This is a genomic window from Bosea sp. OAE506, from assembly GCF_040546595.1.
Taxonomy (GTDB): Bacteria; Pseudomonadota; Alphaproteobacteria; order Rhizobiales; family Beijerinckiaceae; genus Allobosea.
Window position 1 is genome coordinate 4,187,138 of record NZ_JBEPOB010000001.1, and the last position, 17,599, is coordinate 4,204,736.

General features: G+C 67.9%; 18 protein-coding genes. 4 read left to right on the forward strand and 14 right to left on the reverse strand.

All coding sequences use genetic code 11. The annotated features are described in order from the left end of the window. Positions 1-33: 33 nt before the first annotated feature. Genes ABIE41_RS20370 through ABIE41_RS20405 form a run of 8 tightly spaced genes read right to left on the reverse strand, consistent with a single transcriptional unit; the run spans position 34 to position 6,913 of the window. A complete protein-coding gene (locus ABIE41_RS20370; protein WP_192642060.1) occupies positions 34-1,305 on the reverse strand; it encodes an MSMEG_0569 family flavin-dependent oxidoreductase in 1,272 nt (423 codons plus the stop codon). Between the two features lie 16 nt (positions 1,306-1,321). Further along, positions 1,322-1,609 carry an MSMEG_0570 family nitrogen starvation response protein gene (locus tag ABIE41_RS20375; protein WP_192642061.1) on the reverse strand — a complete coding sequence of 96 codons (288 nt, stop codon included), beginning with the start codon at positions 1,607-1,609 and terminating at the stop codon, positions 1,322-1,324. Then, the gene (locus ABIE41_RS20380) at positions 1,602-2,789 is read right to left on the reverse strand and encodes an MSMEG_0565 family glycosyltransferase (protein ID WP_354192957.1); all 1,188 of its coding nucleotides are present in this window, start codon (positions 2,787-2,789) and stop codon (positions 1,602-1,604) included. Before ABIE41_RS20380 ends, ABIE41_RS20375 begins: the two co-directional genes overlap by 8 nt. After that, positions 2,786-3,766, reverse strand: coding sequence for a sll0787 family AIR synthase-like protein (locus tag ABIE41_RS20385; protein WP_192642063.1), 981 nt, complete (start codon positions 3,764-3,766; stop codon positions 2,786-2,788). The genes ABIE41_RS20380 and ABIE41_RS20385 overlap by 4 nt, the downstream gene beginning before the upstream one ends. After that, the gene (locus ABIE41_RS20390; protein WP_192642064.1) at positions 3,766-4,311 is read right to left on the reverse strand and encodes an MSMEG_0567/Sll0786 family nitrogen starvation N-acetyltransferase; all 546 of its coding nucleotides are present in this window, start codon (positions 4,309-4,311) and stop codon (positions 3,766-3,768) included. Before ABIE41_RS20390 ends, ABIE41_RS20385 begins: the two co-directional genes overlap by 1 nt. Further along, a complete protein-coding gene (locus tag ABIE41_RS20395) occupies positions 4,308-5,438 on the reverse strand; it encodes an MSMEG_0568 family radical SAM protein (RefSeq protein WP_354192960.1) in 1,131 nt (376 codons plus the stop codon). Before ABIE41_RS20395 ends, ABIE41_RS20390 begins: the two co-directional genes overlap by 4 nt. Further along, positions 5,371-6,420, reverse strand: a complete 1,050-nt coding sequence (locus ABIE41_RS20400; protein WP_192642065.1) for a Nit6803 family nitrilase — start codon at positions 6,418-6,420, stop codon at positions 5,371-5,373. Before ABIE41_RS20400 ends, ABIE41_RS20395 begins: the two co-directional genes overlap by 68 nt. A 10-nt stretch (positions 6,421-6,430) precedes the next feature. Then, positions 6,431-6,913 carry an MSMEG_0572/Sll0783 family nitrogen starvation response protein gene (locus ABIE41_RS20405; protein ID WP_192642066.1) on the reverse strand — a complete coding sequence of 161 codons (483 nt, stop codon included), beginning with the start codon at positions 6,911-6,913 and terminating at the stop codon, positions 6,431-6,433. A gap of 319 nt (positions 6,914-7,232) precedes the next feature. On the opposite strand from ABIE41_RS20405, the gene ABIE41_RS20410 reads away from it, so the two are divergent. After that, on the forward strand, positions 7,233-8,615 hold the full coding sequence (locus tag ABIE41_RS20410; RefSeq protein ID WP_192642067.1) for an aminotransferase-like domain-containing protein: 1,383 nt from the start codon (positions 7,233-7,235) through the stop codon (positions 8,613-8,615). A 63-nt stretch (positions 8,616-8,678) separates the two neighbouring features. Here ABIE41_RS20410 and ABIE41_RS20415 read toward each other — a convergent pair whose 3' ends face one another. The 5 genes from ABIE41_RS20415 to ABIE41_RS20435 form a co-directional block, all read right to left on the reverse strand. Continuing rightward, a complete protein-coding gene (locus ABIE41_RS20415; RefSeq protein ID WP_192642068.1) occupies positions 8,679-9,848 on the reverse strand; it encodes a sensor domain-containing phosphodiesterase in 1,170 nt (389 codons plus the stop codon). Between the two features lie 288 nt (positions 9,849-10,136). Next, the gene (locus ABIE41_RS20420; RefSeq protein ID WP_192642069.1) at positions 10,137-11,129 is read right to left on the reverse strand and encodes a catalase; all 993 of its coding nucleotides are present in this window, start codon (positions 11,127-11,129) and stop codon (positions 10,137-10,139) included. Between the two features lie 378 nt (positions 11,130-11,507). After that, positions 11,508-12,515, reverse strand: coding sequence for a cupin domain-containing protein (locus ABIE41_RS20425; RefSeq protein WP_192642070.1), 1,008 nt, complete (start codon positions 12,513-12,515; stop codon positions 11,508-11,510). A gap of 11 nt (positions 12,516-12,526) precedes the next feature. Continuing rightward, positions 12,527-13,525, reverse strand: coding sequence for a 4-hydroxythreonine-4-phosphate dehydrogenase PdxA (gene pdxA, locus ABIE41_RS20430; RefSeq protein ID WP_192642071.1), 999 nt, complete (start codon positions 13,523-13,525; stop codon positions 12,527-12,529). Further along, the gene (locus ABIE41_RS20435; protein WP_192642072.1) at positions 13,522-14,589 is read right to left on the reverse strand and encodes a four-carbon acid sugar kinase family protein; all 1,068 of its coding nucleotides are present in this window, start codon (positions 14,587-14,589) and stop codon (positions 13,522-13,524) included. Before ABIE41_RS20435 ends, pdxA begins: the two co-directional genes overlap by 4 nt. Before the next feature lie 75 nt (positions 14,590-14,664). Between ABIE41_RS20435 and ABIE41_RS20440 the strand changes: the two genes are divergently transcribed. From ABIE41_RS20440 to ABIE41_RS20450, 3 genes are all read left to right on the forward strand, one after another. Continuing rightward, entirely contained in the window at positions 14,665-15,543 is an 879-nt protein-coding gene (locus ABIE41_RS20440) for a LysR family transcriptional regulator (RefSeq protein ID WP_192642073.1), read from the forward strand. A gap of 111 nt (positions 15,544-15,654) precedes the next feature. After that, positions 15,655-16,170, forward strand: a complete 516-nt coding sequence (locus ABIE41_RS20445; RefSeq protein ID WP_192642074.1) for a GNAT family N-acetyltransferase — start codon at positions 15,655-15,657, stop codon at positions 16,168-16,170. A gap of 174 nt (positions 16,171-16,344) precedes the next feature. Then, positions 16,345-17,013, forward strand: coding sequence for a haloacid dehalogenase type II (locus ABIE41_RS20450; RefSeq protein WP_192642075.1), 669 nt, complete (start codon positions 16,345-16,347; stop codon positions 17,011-17,013). An 80-nt stretch (positions 17,014-17,093) separates the two neighbouring features. Here the strand turns inward: ABIE41_RS20450 and ABIE41_RS20455 are convergent, their stop codons facing one another. After that, positions 17,094-17,585 (reverse strand): Lrp/AsnC family transcriptional regulator, encoded by a 492-nt coding sequence (locus tag ABIE41_RS20455; protein ID WP_192642076.1) that lies wholly within the window; start codon positions 17,583-17,585, stop codon positions 17,094-17,096. Positions 17,586-17,599: the final 14 nt, after the last annotated feature.

The window sequence follows — 17,599 nt, forward strand, 5'->3', positions numbered from 1 at the left end:
GCCTGGGGCCGAGCTATGGCCGGCGACGGCGTCTCAGGCGGCGGTTCGCCCGGCTCTGTCGGAGGCACAGGTCAGACGCGTCTCGATATCGTCGGCCAGGAACTCGGCATCGCGGGCCACGCCCGAGAACCGTCCCGAACCCCAGCTGTGCAGCCAGGGCAGGCCCAGGAAGTAGACGCCATCGACGGCCGTGATGCCGCGCCGGTGGACGGGGTGGCCGGCCCCGTTGAAGACGGGGGCGTCGAGCCAGCGGAAATCGGGCTGGAAGCCGATGCACCAGATGATCGAGCCTATGCCCTCGGCTTCGAGATCGAGCGCAGCGGGCTCTCCCTGGGGCTCCCAGAGCGGCCGGTAGACGGAGGGCGGCGGCGCGCTCAGGCCCTTGTCGGCGATCCAGGTGTCGATCGTCGCGTTGATGCCGTTGTAGACGCGGTCCGCCTCGTCGAGCGACGCCTTCAGTGTCGGGCGGAAGCGCAGGGTCGTTCCGTCGAGCCCGTCGAGCAGGCCGTAGAGTTTCATCCCTTCACGGGCGAAGGCGCGCAGATCGATATCGCGGCCACCGTCGCGGCCCGTGACATAATGGTTGGTGTTGTCCCGCACCCCTTCGCGCAGCGGGTGCTTTTCGACAGGCATGTCGTAATAGCCCATGTCGCCGAGCCAGGCGACGACGTCGCGGCCGCGATAGAAGCGCGCGCAGCGCGGGGCATCACCGACCGCGAGATGGACCTGCCGCCCGGCGAGATGAAGGTCCTCGGCGATCTGCGAGCCCGACTGGCCGGACCCGACGACCAGGACCGCGCCCGGCGGCAGAGAGGCCGGGTTGCGGTACTGCTCGGAATGCAGCTGCTGGATTGTCCCGGGCAGTCGTTCGGCCATGCGCGGGATGATCGGCTGGTGATAGCCGCCCGAGGCCACGACGATCCGGTCGGCGCTGTAATCTCCCTCCGAGGTCGCGATGGCGAAACCGGCATCCGATCGTGTGACGCGGTTCACCGATACCCCCTCGCGGAGGGGCGGATCGACCTTGGCCTTGTAGGCCTCCAGATAGGCGATGATCTCGTGCTTCAGCATGAAGCCGTCGGGGTCGTCTCCGGCATAGGGATGACCCGGAAGCTGGCATTGCCAGTTGGGCGTGACCAGGCAGAACGAATCCCAGCGCTGCGTCGACCAGGTGTGGGCCGCCTTGTGCTTCTCGAAGACGAGATGCTCGATACCCCGCTGCTTCATGCACCAGCTCATCGACAGGCCGGCCTGTCCGCCGCCGATGATGGCGACGGGCACATGGCGGGTGGTTGGCAGGCTCATCAGACGATCCTCCGGTTCATTCCTCGAAGCGCTCGACCTGCACGGCTGCGGCAGGCCCGGCGCGATAGCGCGCCGCTCTGGCCTCGATGCGGGCCAACTGGCCTAGAGCCAGCGAACAGGGATGGCCGTAGCGCGCACGCACGCGGTCGCTGGCGATGGTCAGCGCGAGGCGGCTGCGGCCGAGAAAATCGGCGAGCTCGTAGCTCTGCCCCGGCTCGAAATGCTCCTTGATGACCAGGGAAGGCGAGTAGCAGCGCTCGCTCTCGCCGTCGGGCCAACGGATGTGGAAGTGCATCTCAGGCATGGGCCAGCTCCTGCGGTGCCGTCCCCGGCAGCGGCATCGTGGCGAACGCGCGATAGGCCGGCAGATGGGCGGCGGCGGTCCTGTCCCAGCGATGGGGCGCCAGGGCCGCCTCACGGCGCAACTCCAGCCTGCCGCGAAGCTCGGGCATGAGCACGGCCGCCATGCCATTGGCGATCGACCCGGGATCGAGAGGGTCGCACCAGACCACGTCGTCCTGGCCGAAATGCTCGGTGAAGGGCGGGACATGGGAGGTCAGGACCGGCGTCCCGCAGGCCAGCGCCTCGAGGGCCACAAGCCCGAAGCCCTCCTTAACGGAGGCAAAGACCAGCGCGTCCGCCAGCCGATAGAGAGCGGGCATGTCGGCCTGAAGCTGCGGGCCGGCGAGGATGACGGAGCGGGCGGTGTCGGGATCGGCTTCGAGTTCGGCCCTGAAGGCACGCTGATAGCCGGCATGGTCGAGCAGCGAGGCCCCGCCGACGATCAGCAGCTGCGCATCGGGCCGGATCGCGCGCAGCTGGGCGAAGGCCTGCAACATCCGCAGGGTGTTCTTGCGCTCCTCGACGCCACCGACGGCGAGCAGAACAGGGCCGGATCCGAGGCCGAGACTCTGCTTGAGCACCTGCTCGCGGCCATCCGGACGCGGCGTGAAGAAGCGCCGGTCGACGCCGTTGCCGACGATGTCGGCGTCCAGCCCGAACCCTCCGCGAAGCCTGGCCTGCCAATGGCGGCTGACAACAAAATGCCGGTCCGCCTCCACGATCGAGCGGGCCTGCAGGGCCTCGATCCGTGGATCGGCGAAGGCATCGACGTGATGGACGGTGCGCGCGAAGCGGGAGATGACGCCACGTGCCTTCAGCGTCGCGAGCGCGTTGCCGGAGATGCCGTCATGGGCGTGGTAGACGTCGAAGCTGCGCTGCGCGCCCTTTTCGAAATGGGCCACGTAGTCGCCGACCCGGGTCTCGACGAGGGCCGCGAGACCGTCGCCGGAGGGCGCGGCTGGGACCAGCACGGTTTCGCAGGCGGGCTCGCGAAAGAAGCGCTGCCCCGGTCGCGAGGGCGCGTGGACCACCGCCTCATGGCCGAGCGCGGTCAGCGCCTCGCCCAAAGCCAGCGCATGCACCACGCCCCCCCGTGGATTGGTGGAATGGGCGAGGATGGCGATGCGCAGAGAACGGCTCACGCGGCAACCTCCCCGGGCGCGCATCGCAGCAGCGGGCGGGCCGCGACGTTCCAGATGGTTTCGTGGGACGTGCCATCGGTGATGGCGATCTCGGAGCCCGTCGTGACCGTGCCGATATCGGCGGCCGCGATGCCGCGCGCGGCGAACCGGCCGGTGACGGCCGCGACATCGGCAGGCGCAACGGCGAGCAGGTAGCCGAAGCTCGGAAAGGTCAGCAGCCACCGATCCAGCGGCACGCCGTCGGGGCCCGGGATCTCACGGATATCAATCTCGATGCCGACGCCGGAGCATTCGGCCAGCATGGCGGCCGTGCCGACGATGCCGCCCTGGCTGATATCCTTGGCGGCCCGGCTCAGGCCGGCCTCGGCGATGGCGGGCAGCAGCTCGAGGTCGCCGCGCAGGCGCGTCGCGGGCGCCTGCGTCGCGGCTTCCCAGTTCGAGAAGGGCTCGCGATAGCGCCCGCGCAGGTCGATGGCCACCACGAGCCTGTCGCCGGGCCTGGCGTCGAAGCTCGTCAGCAGCGCTTTGGCACGACCGAGCACGGCGACCGAAAGCTGGCCGCGATCCGTGCGCAGGTTGCTGTGTCCGCCGACGATCGGCACGCCATAGGCCTGCGATGCGGCCCGCAGACCCTCGAGCACCGGCCGGGCGTTCTCTGCCCCGTCGGCCCAGAGCGCATCGACGATCGCGGTCGGGCGGCCGCCCATCGCGGCGATGTCGGAGAGGTTGACCATCACGCCGCACCAGCCGGCGAACCAGGGGTCGCCGGCGACGAACTCGTTCATAAAGCCTTCGATCGCCAGGAGCAGATGGCCCTCGCCATCGGGGATCGCAGCGCAGTCGTCGCCCACCGGGACCGCCGATGAACCCGACAGACCGAGCCCGCTGGCGACGAGGCCGATATCCTCCTTGGCACCGAAACTGCGGCTGGCCCGAAGCGTGGCGGCAAGCGTCGACAGGGAGGAGATGCTCGTCATCACGCGGCCTTCCGCGCCGGCAGCGCCTGGAAGCCGATCTCGGGTGTAAAACAGGGCGGATAATGCGCCAGATCGGCCTGCATGCGCAGATGCGGGTGCCCGTGCAGATCGACCGGCTCCAGCACATCCCAGTGCAGCTTCTGGAACAGCAGCCCGTTCTGGCTCTGGACATGAGCGAGGAAGGTCTGCGCCCCCAGCGCATGGGCGGACGACACGGCCAGCCGGATCAGCGTTGCCCCCAGCGCGCCGACGCGACGGTGGCCGGCCTCGACCGCCAGCCGCGAGCCCCACCACAATCCAGGTTCGGCCTGATGGATGCGCACGGTACCGACCACGTCGTCGGCCGCCACGCCCCAGAGCGAGATCGCCACGAGCAGGATCGCATGGTCGTCGATCGCGTCACGGTCATCGCCCGAGAACAGGCCCTGCTCTTCGCAGAACACCCTGCGCCTGAGCCTGGCTGCGCCCTCGCGCTCCCAGGCTTCGGTCGCGAACTTGATCCGGTACTCGCTCGGCAGAAACGGGGCAAAGGGCTCGAACATCACGCGCAACCTCCCTGCCGAAGGGCCTGGCCGCGCTCATAGGTCGAGAGCGCCGAGCAGGCGCCGCATTTGGCGCAGCCGGCCTTGACGTCGATCGCCTTCAGGCCGCTCGAAACCAGCATCCCGGCCAGCGGCCCCAGGATCGAATGCATGAAGGCGGCCGGCGGCGTCGCATGGCTTTCGAGCGGCGTTCCGGAGATGGGGACGAAGGGCACGACGAAGGGATAGACGCCGATCGCCACCAGCCGCTGCGCGATGTCGAGGATCGCCTCGCGCGTGTCGCCGAGCCCGGCCAGGATATAGGTCGAGACCTGGCCTCGCCCGAATACCGGCACAGCCGCCTCGAAGGCCGTGAAGTACCGCTCCAGCGGGACCTCGGCCTTGCCCGGCATCAGCCGCCTGCGCAGCTCCGGCATGACGAGTTCGAGATGCATGCCCAGCGCATCGACGCCGGCCTCGCGCATGCGGCCGAACCAGGCATCGTCATCGGGCGGCTCGCACTGGGCCTGGATCGGCAGCGGCACGGCCGCCTTGATCGCCCGGGCGCTCTCGGTGAGGATCGCAGCGCCACGATCCTTGGTGGACGGCGTTCCCGTCGTCATGACCATGTGCCTGACGCCGTCGAGCTCGACGGCGGCCTTGGCGACTTCGGCGAGCTGGGCCGGTGTCTTGCGCTCGACGGTGCGGCCTGCCGCGAGCGACTGGCCGATGGCGCAGAACTGGCAGGTCTTGGTCCGGCTCTGGTAGCGGATGCAGGTCTGCAGCACGGTGGTCGCCAGCACATCCCGCCCATGCAGAACGGCGATCTTGGAATAGGGCACGCCGTCGGCGGTCTTCAGCCCGTAGAAGCGCGGCTGCAAGGGAAACGACACCTCGCCGAGCACAAGTCCCTCGCGGGTGATCCGGCTTTTTCCGAAGGCGTCGGGCTGCTCGACCAGATAGGGGCTGTCGAAGGAGGGCGCCGTATGGACCGGCACCATCACCGTCATGCCGTCGATGGTCATCGCCTTGTGGTCGGAGGGCCCTGCCCCGCCGCGCCGGCTTTCGGCGCCGGCCTTGGGATCAACCAGCCGCACCCCGAAGGATTGCAACTCGTTGATCAGGTGCTCCGTCGGCATGGCTTGGGGCATCGACTGCTCCATCGGGGCTGCTCCTGTCGAAGGATGAGACGGGGAATGCGGCGTGGGTGCGCATCGGCTCGGCCGGGCGGTTGTCGAGCATCAGGCTGAGCAGTTCGGGCCTGGCGTAATGCCCGACGGAATCCATCATCCGCTTACGCTTGACGATGAGGCTCATGTCGAGATCGGCGATGAGAATGCCCTCGCCTTCGGTGAGCGGTGGCACCAGATGGCGCCCTTCCGGCGAGACGATCGCGGTCATGCAGCCGCCGCGAAGACCTTTGCGCAGCCCCTCTTCGGGCGAGATGCGGGCGATCTGGTCCTCGGTCAGCCAGCCCGTCGCGTTGACGACGAAGCAGCCGCTCTCCAGCGCGTGGTGGCGGATCGTGACCTCGATCTGCTCGGCGAAGATCGGCCCGACCAGCGAGCCCGGGAACTGGGCGACGTGGATCTCCTCGTGCTGCGCCATCAGGGCGTAGCGGGCGAGCGGATTGTAGTGCTCCCAGCAGGCGAGCGCGCCGACGCGTCCCACCGCCGTGTCGACAACCTTGAGCCCGGCTCCGTCGCCCTGGCCCCAGATCATGCGTTCATGGAAGGTCGGCGTGATCTTGCGACGCTTGAGCAGGATTTCCCCGGTCGCGTCGAAGATGATCTGGGCGTTGTAGAGCGAGCCGTGATCGCGCTCGTTGACGCCGAGAACGACGACGATGCCGTGCCGGCGCGCGGCGGCGGCGACGGCCTCCGTGACCGGCCCGGGCACGGTGACGGCATTGTCATAGAGTCTGACATGCTCCCCGCCGGTCATGACCGGCGGGTGCACGAAGGAGAAGTACGGGTACCAGGGCACGAAGGTCTCGGGGAAGACCGCGAGCTTCGCCCCCTTGGCGGCGGCATCGCCTATGGCGTTGAGCACTCGCTCCAGCGTGCCCGACCCGCTCTCGAGATCGGGCGCGATCTGGATGGCGGCGACGCGGATCATGGGGCCCTGCGCCATCGCGATGACCTCAGAGCGTCCAGGTGTTGAGAATGAAAGCGTTGTCGCGCCGGTGCAGGAGGACGCAGTCGAGCACGTCGAGCGGGCTGATCGGCTTGATGCCGGGGATCAGCGAGCCCTCGCCATGGCCGTAGAGCATCTGCAGCGCGAAGCGGCAGCAATAGACCTTGCCGCCCTCGGCCATGAACTTCTCGATCTGGTTGCCGAAGTTCTGCGCGCCCGGAAAGGGCTCGTCGCCGAGCTTGGGGAAGCCGCGCAGGATGCCGAGCGTAACGCCGGGGCCATAGAGCAGGATCGAAGTCTCGAAGCCCTTCCGCTGGAGCCGCAGGGCCTGCAGCAGGTTGACGAGACCGATCGAGCCTTCGAAGGCGACGGTGTGGAAGGTGATCAGGGCCTTCTCGCCCGGTTGGGCTTTGACGTCCTCGAAGACCTTCTCTTCGTAGTCGACCAGGAAATCGCCCTTCTTGTTGGCTTCCTTCGTGACGGCTGGCATCGCTCACCTCGTTTCTGGCGACCGCCTCGGAGCGGCGGGCTGCGAACCGGTATCTGCAACCCGCATGCCAGATTGATGGTCCCGATGAGGCGCCTGTAAAACGTTTTGAATGCAGTCAATAATGCGATCACTCGACGAGGACCGCGAATAAATACCTGCTTGATATATGATCGCGCGCAACAAAATTCGACAAACGATTAAATTGGGGCGCCCTCAGAGCATCGCGACGCCGTTTTCCCCGACAAAGCAAATTGCGTGACAGGATGGAATGCTACAATGTACAGTCAATCTTGATTGCGTCACGCGAGACCCGAAAACGATGCTGGCCTGGACACCCGACCTCTCGCTGAGCGACCTGCCGCGCTACCTCGCCATCGCCGATGCCATCGCACTGGATGTGCGGGCGGGGCGACTGGCGGTGGGGGATCGATTGCCGCCGCAGCGCAAGCTCGCCCAGCGTCTGGCCGTGGATTTCACGACTGTGGCCCGCGGCTATGTCGAGGCCCAGAAGCGCGGCCTCGTCGAATCCCGCGTCGGCCAGGGCACCTTCATCAGCCTGCCGCGCCCGCGTTCGGCGCCCGGGCGGACTCATGTGCCCTCGCCCGTCGACCTGTCGATGAACCTGCCGCCCGAGCCTGATGATCCCGATCTGCTGGGGCGGATGAGCGCGGGGCTGGCGGAGGTGGGGCGCGACCTCGTGGGCCTGCTGCGCTATCAGGGCTTCGGCGGCGCGCAGGCCGACAAGGATGCGGCCTCGAACTGGCTGGGGCGGCGCGCTCTGGTGCCCAGCCACGACCGGCTCCTGGTGACGCCGGGCGCTCATCCTGCGCTGCTCGGCATCTTCGGGCTTCTCGCCAGGCCGGGCGACACCATCCTGTGCGAGGCGGTGACCTATCCGGGCTGCCGCTCGATCGCGGCACAGCTCGGCCTGAATCTCGTCGGCCTCGAGATGGACGAGGACGGCGTGACGCCCGATGCTCTCGCCGAGGCCTGCCGGCGCCATGCGCCCAAGGCGCTCTATCTCAACCCCACCCTGCACAACCCCACCACGCTGACGATATCCGAACCCCGCCGCGAGGCACTGGCCTCCGTCGCGCGCCGCCACCGCCTGCCGATCGTCGAGGACGACGCCTATGGCTTCATTCCGGCCCACGGACCGGCTCCGTTCGCCGCGATCGCCCCAGATCTGACCTGGCACATCGCAGGGCTGGCGAAATGCATCGGAGCGGGCCTGCGCGCGGCTTATGTCGTCGCACCGGAGGCGAAGCAGGCCTGGCCCTTCGCGGCTGCAATGCGCGCGGCCAACATCATGGCTTCGCCGCTGACGGTGGCGCTGGCGACGCGCTGGATCGAGGACGGCACGGCGGACGCGATCCTGCGCTTCATCCGCCAGGAAGCGATCGCGCGACAGCAGTTGGCTGCCGAGATCCTGCCTCCCAACAGCTTCAAGGCCGATCCGCTGGCCTTCAATCTCTGGGTGCCGCTGCCCGAAGCCTGGACGCGTTCGTCCTTCATCGGCCATATGCGCGCGACGGGCCTCGGCATCGTCGCCAGCGACGCCTTCACCGTCGAAGGGGCGCCACCCGAGTCCGTGCGGATCTGTCTGGGCGGCCCGCTGCCGCGCGAGCGGCTGCGCAGTGCGCTCGAGTTCATGGCCCATACGCTGGACGGGACACCCGCCGCGACGTCGACCTTCCTCTAGAAGAGGCCCTGTCGACTGACGCGGGGGCCTGCGGGCGCCGGAGCCTGGCCTTGGCCGCAGGCGCTAGGCGGCCACCGATGACAGCTCCGAGACGGCGACGTCGATCGGCACGGGCCGACCGAGCCAGTAGCCCTGGCCCTTGCTGACGCCCAGCAGCTTCAGGGTCTGCAATTCGGCATCGCGCTCGATCCCCTCGGCCAGAATCTGGCAGCCCGTCTCGCGCGCATAGAAGATCAGCGCACTGGCGAGCGCCCGCCGGGCCGGATCGCCATCCACATTCCGCGTGAGGGACATGTCGAGCTTGATGATGTCGGGCTTCAGGCGAACGATGTGCTGCAGGCCCGAATAACCGGCCCCCGCATCATCGACCGCGAGGCGGACGCCCTGACTGCGAAGCCCGTCGAGCTTGGCCAGCAGACCTTCATAGTCCTGCACCAAGCCATGCTCCGTCACCTCGATCACGAGACGATGCGGGTCCAGCCGGCTGACGACGTCGCCGAATTCCGGCGCCATCACCGCATCGGCGGAGGCATTGATCGTCAGGTAGATATGGTCCGGCAAACGCCCGGCATGATCGAGAGCGGCCTCGATCGCCGCCAGTTCCAGCGGTACGCCAAGGCCGAGCTCGGCGGCTTCAGCAAACCATTTGTCGGGCGAGCGCCGGGGCTCCTGGGAGAAGCGCGCCAGGCACTCGAAGCCGACGGCACGATCGCTGGCGAAATCCCAGATCGGCTGGACATGGATGTCGAAGGCGCGATCGTCGATGATCTGGGCGATCTGGGCCTGCCTTGCATCGCGATCGCGGCTGCTGCGCCGATCCTCATCGATATGCTGGGCCGTGATGTCCGCGAAGGCGCGCATGACCTGCAGATCGCGCCCGTTGAGCGAATGGTTGGCATGCGGACTCAGGCAACAGAACATGCCGAAGACGGACCCGTCCGACAGCGTCAGGGGCACGCTGACATGGGCGCCGATGGGGACAGCCTGGGTGATCGGCATGGCCGCGGCAAAGGGAATGGCCGAGGTATCGGGGATCAACTCCGGCAAACGGCCCGCGAGGATGTGGCGGCAGTAAACATCGTCGAGCGAGCGCGAGTCACCCGGCTTGATCAGCGCTTCCAGGCCGGGGGCATCGACGACCCTGAAGACCGATTCATTGCGCACGAACTCCGACACATAGGCGACCTCCATGCCCAAGTGCTGGCGCACCGACTGAAGCACTCGGTCGATCATGAACCCGTCGGAACGGCCTGCGGTTTCAGCGCCGTTTGCGAGGCAGGCAAGGATCGACATCGATACGTCCTTCGTCGGCAAGATCGTGTTCGTCACCTTTACTGTGCAGCGAGGCTACCTAAGGTTACGTAAAGGCGTGCGTATGGTTGCCGGCCCTTCGTGCCGATCATCTCGACCAGCGCGTCTGGGCGGGAACGAAGACACCCCGCGCCGCGCCGCTCGACGCGGCGCGGCAACAGAGATCCTCACGCGGCCCGCATGGGCCATCGGCAGCGGGTGAGGCCAGCCTCAATGCCGCTGGGTGATCGAGATCGCATAGGCGGGCGCCCGTTCGGCGAAGAGCGGGTCGTCGGTGGGACCCGCCACGCCCTCCGCCAGTCTGGTCGGGTCGAAGATCTCGCGATCGCAGATCTCGTTGTCCGCCAGGCCGGTCACGGTGAGTTCGGCCAGCTTGACGCTGCGCCGCGTCTCCTCATCCGGCCAAGTCTGCGTCGCCGGGATGGCGGCTTCGCCGGCCGAGCCAAGAATGGCCAGAACCTCGAAACCGGCCGGCTTTTTCTCCGCCAGGCGCGCCTTCAGCTCATCGACGAGGAAGTCGGCCGGCTTCCCCTTGGCTTCCTCGTCGCTCAGGCCGACTTCGCCGCCCTTGGGCGACAGCTTGAACTTCACGATCTGCGTCGCGCCCTGTGCATTGGTTAGCGTGTAGGGGTGGATCGCCCAGTAGCTGACACCGACCCACGAGGCCGGGACGGGCCGGCCCGCCAGGAACCGACCCTGGTTCGCAGTCTCGGGATTGGCGTCGGAGAAGGCCTTGATCTTCGCCGCATCGGGCTTGCCGTCGGCGCCGGGCAGCCTCGCCTGGAGGAAGGCGAGCATCTGGTCCGGAGACTTCACGAAATTCACCGGAGCGTTGACCATCACGAACTCGGTCTGACCGGGGCCGTTGGGATCGATCCGCAGTGCCATGCCGCGATTCACAGTCCTGGTCGCATCCGGGACCTTGGCGTTGCCGCTTCCGACCGAGAACCGCACCACGGCGGCCCGCTCGCCCGCAAAGGCGGGCGATTTCGACAGCTGCCGGGCTTCCGCGCTCGGTATGAAGCGGGCGGTGAAGCATTGCCCCTTGGCACCGCTCGGCCGGGTCGACTGCTTGCCGGACAAGGTCCGCATGGTTTCGACGATGGTTTCCGTCGTCGCATTCTGGGCGAGCGACGGGGACGCCTGGGCGAACGCGCAGATGGCCCCGACGCAGGTGGTGCGGAGCAGGATGGCAAGGGTCATTTCGTCCTCATCAAGGTTCGCGGAGTCGGAAGGTGAAGCGAGAGGCGGCGCATGGGTGGTGTGGCCATCCCCTTGAGGATGCTGAGCGCCCCGCGGCCGGTCGGGTGATGTCGGCTGTGTCCATCCGCTGCGACACCCAGCCACTTCGCCGGGCTATCGGATCGGTCTGGGCTGATCGACATCATGGGCAGCTCCTCACGGCGCGCCGAAAGCGCATGCCGTCACGAATTTCGGAGCCTGGCGATCAACCGTTCTTCAACTCGCTTCACGGCTGCGTGTTGGCGTGACGCATGACGGCAAACGCAAGCGCCGGCCCTTGGCAAGGGGCCGGCGCTTGTCGTTGGTCCTGTGGCTGAGGCAGGCGCCTCAATCGCGCCTTTACGAAGCGGGCTTGGCCGGGCCGACGACGACGGCCTCGCAGATTCCGTCGAGCGCAGCCGGCCGATGTTCGACGCCATGCGGGACGACGATGAACTCGCCCTCCCCGACGATCTCCTCCCGGTCCCGGAACGCCATCAAGAGCCGGCCCTTGTGGACGAAGATCAGCTTGTCGCTGTGCAGGTCGAACTGCCAGGCCGCGGTGCCCGCAAAGCGGGTGAGGCCGATCGGCATGCCGTTGACCTGGCCGGAGACGAGCGCGTCACCGGCCGTCGGCAGAGCCGCGAAGGAGGCCGCGAGGTTCTTCTTGCTGAAGGGCGAGAGGTGATTGTTCAGCCGCGCGACGTCGCGGATGATGGCGGCGAGTTGGTCCGGCACCGAGACGCCGTCGGCCGGGTATTTCCCCTCCAGCGCCGCGGTGCCGATGGTGAAGCCGGCCGCCCCGGCCTGCTTGACGATGGCGATGCGTTCGGGCGTGTCGATCGAGCCGGCGATGTAGACAGGCTTGGCGACGGCAGCGCAGACGGCCTGCATCAGGGCCGGGACGTCCCCCTTGAAGCGATAGGCCAGCAGATCGAGCCCGTGCACGCCGTCATGGGCGGCGAGCGCCCTGGCGCTCTCGACGATCTCGGCGAGGCTGCCTTCGAGGACGCTGGGATGGCCGACGATCCGGCCGGGAAAGGGGCAGTACTGGATGCGGGAGCCGGCGATCACGGGCAGGACGTCTTCCGCCCGTGTGCCACCCAGCAGCACATCGACGCCGATTTCGAGCGCCGCCCTGGCCGATGCGATCTCGCTGTCTCGGTCGAGCGAGACGACTTCGAGATAGGAGGTGGCCTCGCCGGTCTTGATCGCGGCGTTCAGGGCCTTCAGTTGCGCGATCGGCAGCCCGATGTCCTTGAAGCCGATATGCCGGACGCCGAGGCTCAGCGCCGTCTGTAACTGGTCCGCCGCGTCCTCGACCGTGCGGTCGCTGCGCGTCAGCATGAAGATGAAGCGAAGTCCCATGGTGTGGTCTTTCAGCTCGTGTGGCTCGTGGCCCGCGCGGCGACCAGCCGGTGCGCATAGGCCAGGGCAGTTTCCATGGAGGCGACATCGGCAATGCCCTGACCCGCGATGTCGAAGGCGGTGCCGTGGTCGGGACTGGTGCGGACGAAGGGCAATCCCAGCGTGATGTTCACGCCCTTCTCGAGACCGAGATACTTCACCGGGATCAGCCCCTGGTCATGGTACTGCGCCACCACGACGTCGAAGCGGCCCTGGCGCGCCTGCATGAAGACGGTGTCACCCGGCCAGGGACCGCTGGCATCGATTCCCTCGGCCCGTGCGGCCGCAATGGCCGGCGCGATGATGCGGATTTCCTCGTCGCCGAAGAGCCCGCCCTCGCCGGCATGAGGGTTAAGGCCAGCGACCGCGATGCGCGGGGCCGGGATCCCGAGTGCAATGCCGCCCTCATGCGCCAGTCGCATCGCCGACATCTGGGCAGCGAAATCCGCCTGATCGATCGCGGTCCGCAGCGAGGTGTGGATCGTCACCAGCACGGTCCGGATCTCGTCATTGGCGAGCATCATCGCCACCCGCTCGGCGCCGCCATAATCGGCCAGGATTTCGGTATGGCCGGGATATTTGATGCCGGCCCGCGACAGCGCCTCCTTGTGGATCGGCGCCGTGACGATGCCGCTGACCTCGCCGGCCTTGGCGGCGGCGATGGCTGCCACGATCGCGTCGAAGGCGGCCTGGCCGGAGACGGCGCTGATCTGGCCCAGCGGCGGCGGCTCCACGATCCGGCCGGCCTCGATCACGTCGATGCAGCCGGCCTGCGGCGTCTCCGCCTGCGGGCCGGCGACGCTGCGGATTGTCAGACCGAGTCCGAGCCGGCGGACAATGTCTGTCATCACGGCCTGACTGCCATAGACGACGGCGCGCTCGCCGCCCCGGGCGAACGTCTTGGCGATGATCTCGGGCCCGATGCCGGAGGCATCGCCCATCGTGATCGCAAGTGGGGCCTGGCTGTTCATGGCGCTTCCCGAAGTCCTGATGCGCGAGGCGGGCGGAGCTGCGCAACGGCGTCGCGCAGGGTCTGGTCGTTCCCGAAGCCGCCCGCCTTCATGGCGAGCAGCAGCGGCTGTCCCCGACGGTCGAGGGCGCGGCCCAGCGGGAAGCCCGGGGCAAGCTCGCGCAGGATCTCGAACTCGTCGATGCCCAGGCGCTGCAGGATGGCCTCCATCGTGTCCCCGCCGGTCGCGATGATGGCGGCGACGGTGCCTCCGTCGATCCTGTCCAGAGCATCGTTTGCGAGGCGGTCCAGCACCGCGGCGGGATCGGTCTGACGGCTGTCCGGGCTCCGCAACACGGTGGCACCGGCGACCGCGCGCAAGGCGTCCGCCTGGCGGTGGCTCAGCGGATTGGCCGTGCCGACCACGACCAGGATCTCGCCACCGGCGAGCACCGCGGTTGCGGGCGGCGGGCTGCCCGGGGCCAGCCGACGCGCCAGCGCCTTCGCCAGGCCCGGCGAACCGACCCAGAGGATCGTGGCGGGATCAGGCTGGGCTGCGACCTTTGCGTCGAGTTCGTCCTGCGTCGCGGCATCCAGCAGCGCGACGTTTCCGATCGAGGCTGGAACGAGATCGGCCAATGCCGAATGCCGGGCGGGATGGACGGGATCACGTCCATAGACGGTCTGGGAGACCGGAACGCCGTCGACGAGCTGGATGCCGCCGACCGTCGTGCGGCCCGCCTCGGGAAAGGCCGGCGCGAACACCAGCGTCGCACGGCCGCTCGCCCGGAAGCAGGCTTCCAGTTCGATCGCGACATGCCCGCGCAGCGTCGAATCCACCGTCTTGTACAGGATGTCACGCGCCGCGAGCGGAGCGGTCAGCGCCGCCACCCTCGCCGCGGCCTCCTGCGCCGGAACAGAGCGGGCGCCGCTGTCCACGGCCGTGACCGTCCGCTCCTGCCGCGGCAGCCGACCGCGACCGATCGATGCCGACAGGCCGCGCATGACGAAGGGACCGGCGCCATCGGCCGCGCTGGTCAGATCGTCGGCGAGGATGCCGAGGGTCGGGTGGTGTCCGCTTCGCATGAGGCCATCATGGGTCGCCGCCGATGGCGGGAAAAGCGATAGTTTCGCCGCACCACTGGTGATAGAAAATCACCGATGAAGCGGTCCGACCTTCCGTCTCTCGACGATCTCAGAGCCTTCGAGACGGTCGCCCGCCTCGGGTCCGTCCGCAAGGCCGCCGAGGCGCTGGCCCTGACCCATGGCGCCGTCAGCCGGCGAGTCGCCAAGCTCTCCGAGGACCTCGGCTTCGATCTGCTGGAGAGGGATGGGCGCGGCATCCGTCCGACAGCGGCCGGTCAGGCGCTGCACCAGACGGTCGGGCGCTGCTTCGGCGAGATCGGAGCGACGATCGAGGGCTTGCGCGCGACGTTGCAGCAGTCCGGCACACTCGTCGTCTCCTGCGAGCCTTCGGTCGCGATGCGCTGGCTCATTCCCCGACTGCCCAGCTTCCAGGCGGCTCATCCGGATGTCGCCGTGCATCTCTCGGTCGGTGGCGGCCCGGTCGAGTTCAGGCGCGACCGCATCGATCTCGCCATCCGCCGCCTGGATTTCGCCCTGCCCGAATCCTGGCATGTCCAGCGCCTGTTCGCGGAGCAGGTGGGGCCGGTGATGAGCCCCGGTCTCGTCGCGGGCTTCTCGACGGGACACTATCTCGCCCTAGGTTCCAAGACCCGCCCCGATGCCTGGCCGAACTGGCTGGCGGCCCATCCATCGGCACGGCGGCCCAGCGAGATTCGCTACCTCGACCACCATTTCCTGGTCGTCGAAGCCGCCGCCGCCGGCCTCGGCGTGGCGATGAGCCCACGCATTCTCGCGGTCGACGATATCGAGCGCCAGAGACTGCTCGCACCGGCCGGCTTCGATGCCGATGGCAGCCATTACGGTCTGATCCGGACCGGCGGGCTGCCCCTCACCGAACAGGCGAGCGCATTCTGCCAATGGCTGGAAGAGCAGGTTGGCAGCTTCGGCCGCTGACCTCGGCCGGCGCTTCCCAACGCCCGGCGGGATGCGCTACCCGAGAGCTCCAGCGGAACGGGGTGCGACCCGGCGCCCCCTTTGTGAGAAGCACCGAAGGTCCCGGGTCCCATGCCCCATGACGACGTCCTCATCAGGCCGGGCATCGCGGCCGACATCCCTGCCCTGACCGCAATCTTCAACCACTATATCGAGCATACCAACGCCCGCTTCACCACGGAGCAGATGACGCCAGACAGCTGCCGGGCCTGGTTTGGCGGCTATGGAGCGGGGCGCTACCGGCTGCTGGTGGCGCAGGATGCCTCCGGTGTGCTGGGGGCCGCCTATAGCAGCCGCTACCGGCCATCGGCCGCCTTCGACACCACGGTGGAGACCAGCATCTACATGCATCCCGAGCGGCGCCGCGGCGGGCTCGGAACGCGGCTCTACGGCGCCCTGCTCACGCTGCTGGAGCAGGAGGACATCCATCTCGCCGTGGCTGGCGTCGCCCAGCCCAATGCCGCGTCCAACGCCCTCCATGTCAGGCTGGGGTTCGAGGAGGTCGGCACCTTCAAGGACTATGCGCGCAAGCGCGGCGCCTGGATCAGCTCGACCTGGTTCCAGCGTCGCATCGGCGGCGAGGGCTGACGCCGCGTTGCCGGGAGCCCCTGTCCGCCTGAGCGAAGGATATGCTGCCGGACGCCCGAACTGCGGCAATTCCTGCTCGACGGGGCCGCGATCCTGCGCGTGCCGTGAGGCGACCGGCCCTTAGGATCGCCGCGACAGCGAGGCCGATCGCCTCGTCAAGCGGGAGCCGCAGCCATGGGCATCATCAAACCTCGATACGTGACCTTCGACTGTCACGGCACGCTGATCTATTTCGCGATGGCCGACGCCGCGCGCTCGCTCTATGGCGCGCAACTGGAAGAGCCCGCGATGCTGAAATTCATCGACGAGTTCTCGGCCTACCGCCTCGATGAGGTGATGGGCGACTGGAAGCCCTATGAGGCCATCGTCTACAACGCGCTGGAACAGACCTGCCGCCGCAACGGCGTCGTGTCCCGTCCCGAGGATGCACGCTGGGTCTACGAGCAGGTCCCGAGCTGGGGGCCGCATCCCGATGTGCCCGCGGGCCTCGCCAAGGTCGCCGAGAAGATCCCGCTGGTGATCCTGTCGAATGCGATGGACGACCAGATTCCGCACAACGTCGCCCGGCTCGGCGCGCCGTTCCACGCCGTCTACACCGCGCAGCAGGCGGGTGCCTACAAGCCGCGCTTCAAGGCCTTCGAGTACATGCTCGACATGCTCGGCTGTGGCCCGGAAGACATCTGCCATGTCTCCTCGTCCTTCCGCTACGACCTGATGTCGGCGCATGACCTCGGCATCAAGAACAAGGTCTGGGTGAACCGGGGCCACGAGCCGCCGAATCCCTATTACGGCTATGTCGAAATCCGCGACATCGGCGGGCTGCCGGGCGTTTTTGGCCTCTGACACACCGGCGCCGAACGACGGCCGGCGCCCTTCCCCATCGCGGCGGCCCTTGCGGTGCCGCGATGGTGGCAGCAACGCCGCTAGCCGCCGAGCTTCAGGCTGCGCAGCGGCACGGTGCGGCTGGCAAAGGGCTTTCGCAGGACGATCTTCGTCGTGAACTTGATGATGCCGACATCCAGCTCAATCAGATGGTCGCGGATCTCGCTGAACCGCGACATGCTGGTGGCGGTGATCTTCAGGATGTAGTCGCAGCCGCCGCTGACATTGTAGCACTCCGTGATCTCGGGCAGCTGTTCGGCCGCTTCCTCGAAGATGCGGAAGCTGTTGCGGCGATGCTCGCCGATCGTGATCTCGCTGAAGACGGTGATGAACTCGCCGAGCTTCTCGATCGCGATGTCGGCCTCGAACCCCCGCAGCACGCCGACTTCCAGCAAGCGCTTCACCCGCGCGAGGCAGGGGCTGGGCGAAAGGCCTACCGCAGCGGCCAGCTCGACATTCGAGCAATGGCCGTTGCGCTGGAGATGGTCGAGAAGCTTGAAGTCGAGCCGGTCGAGTGAAACTGCGGGCCCCATGCGCTCATGCTCGT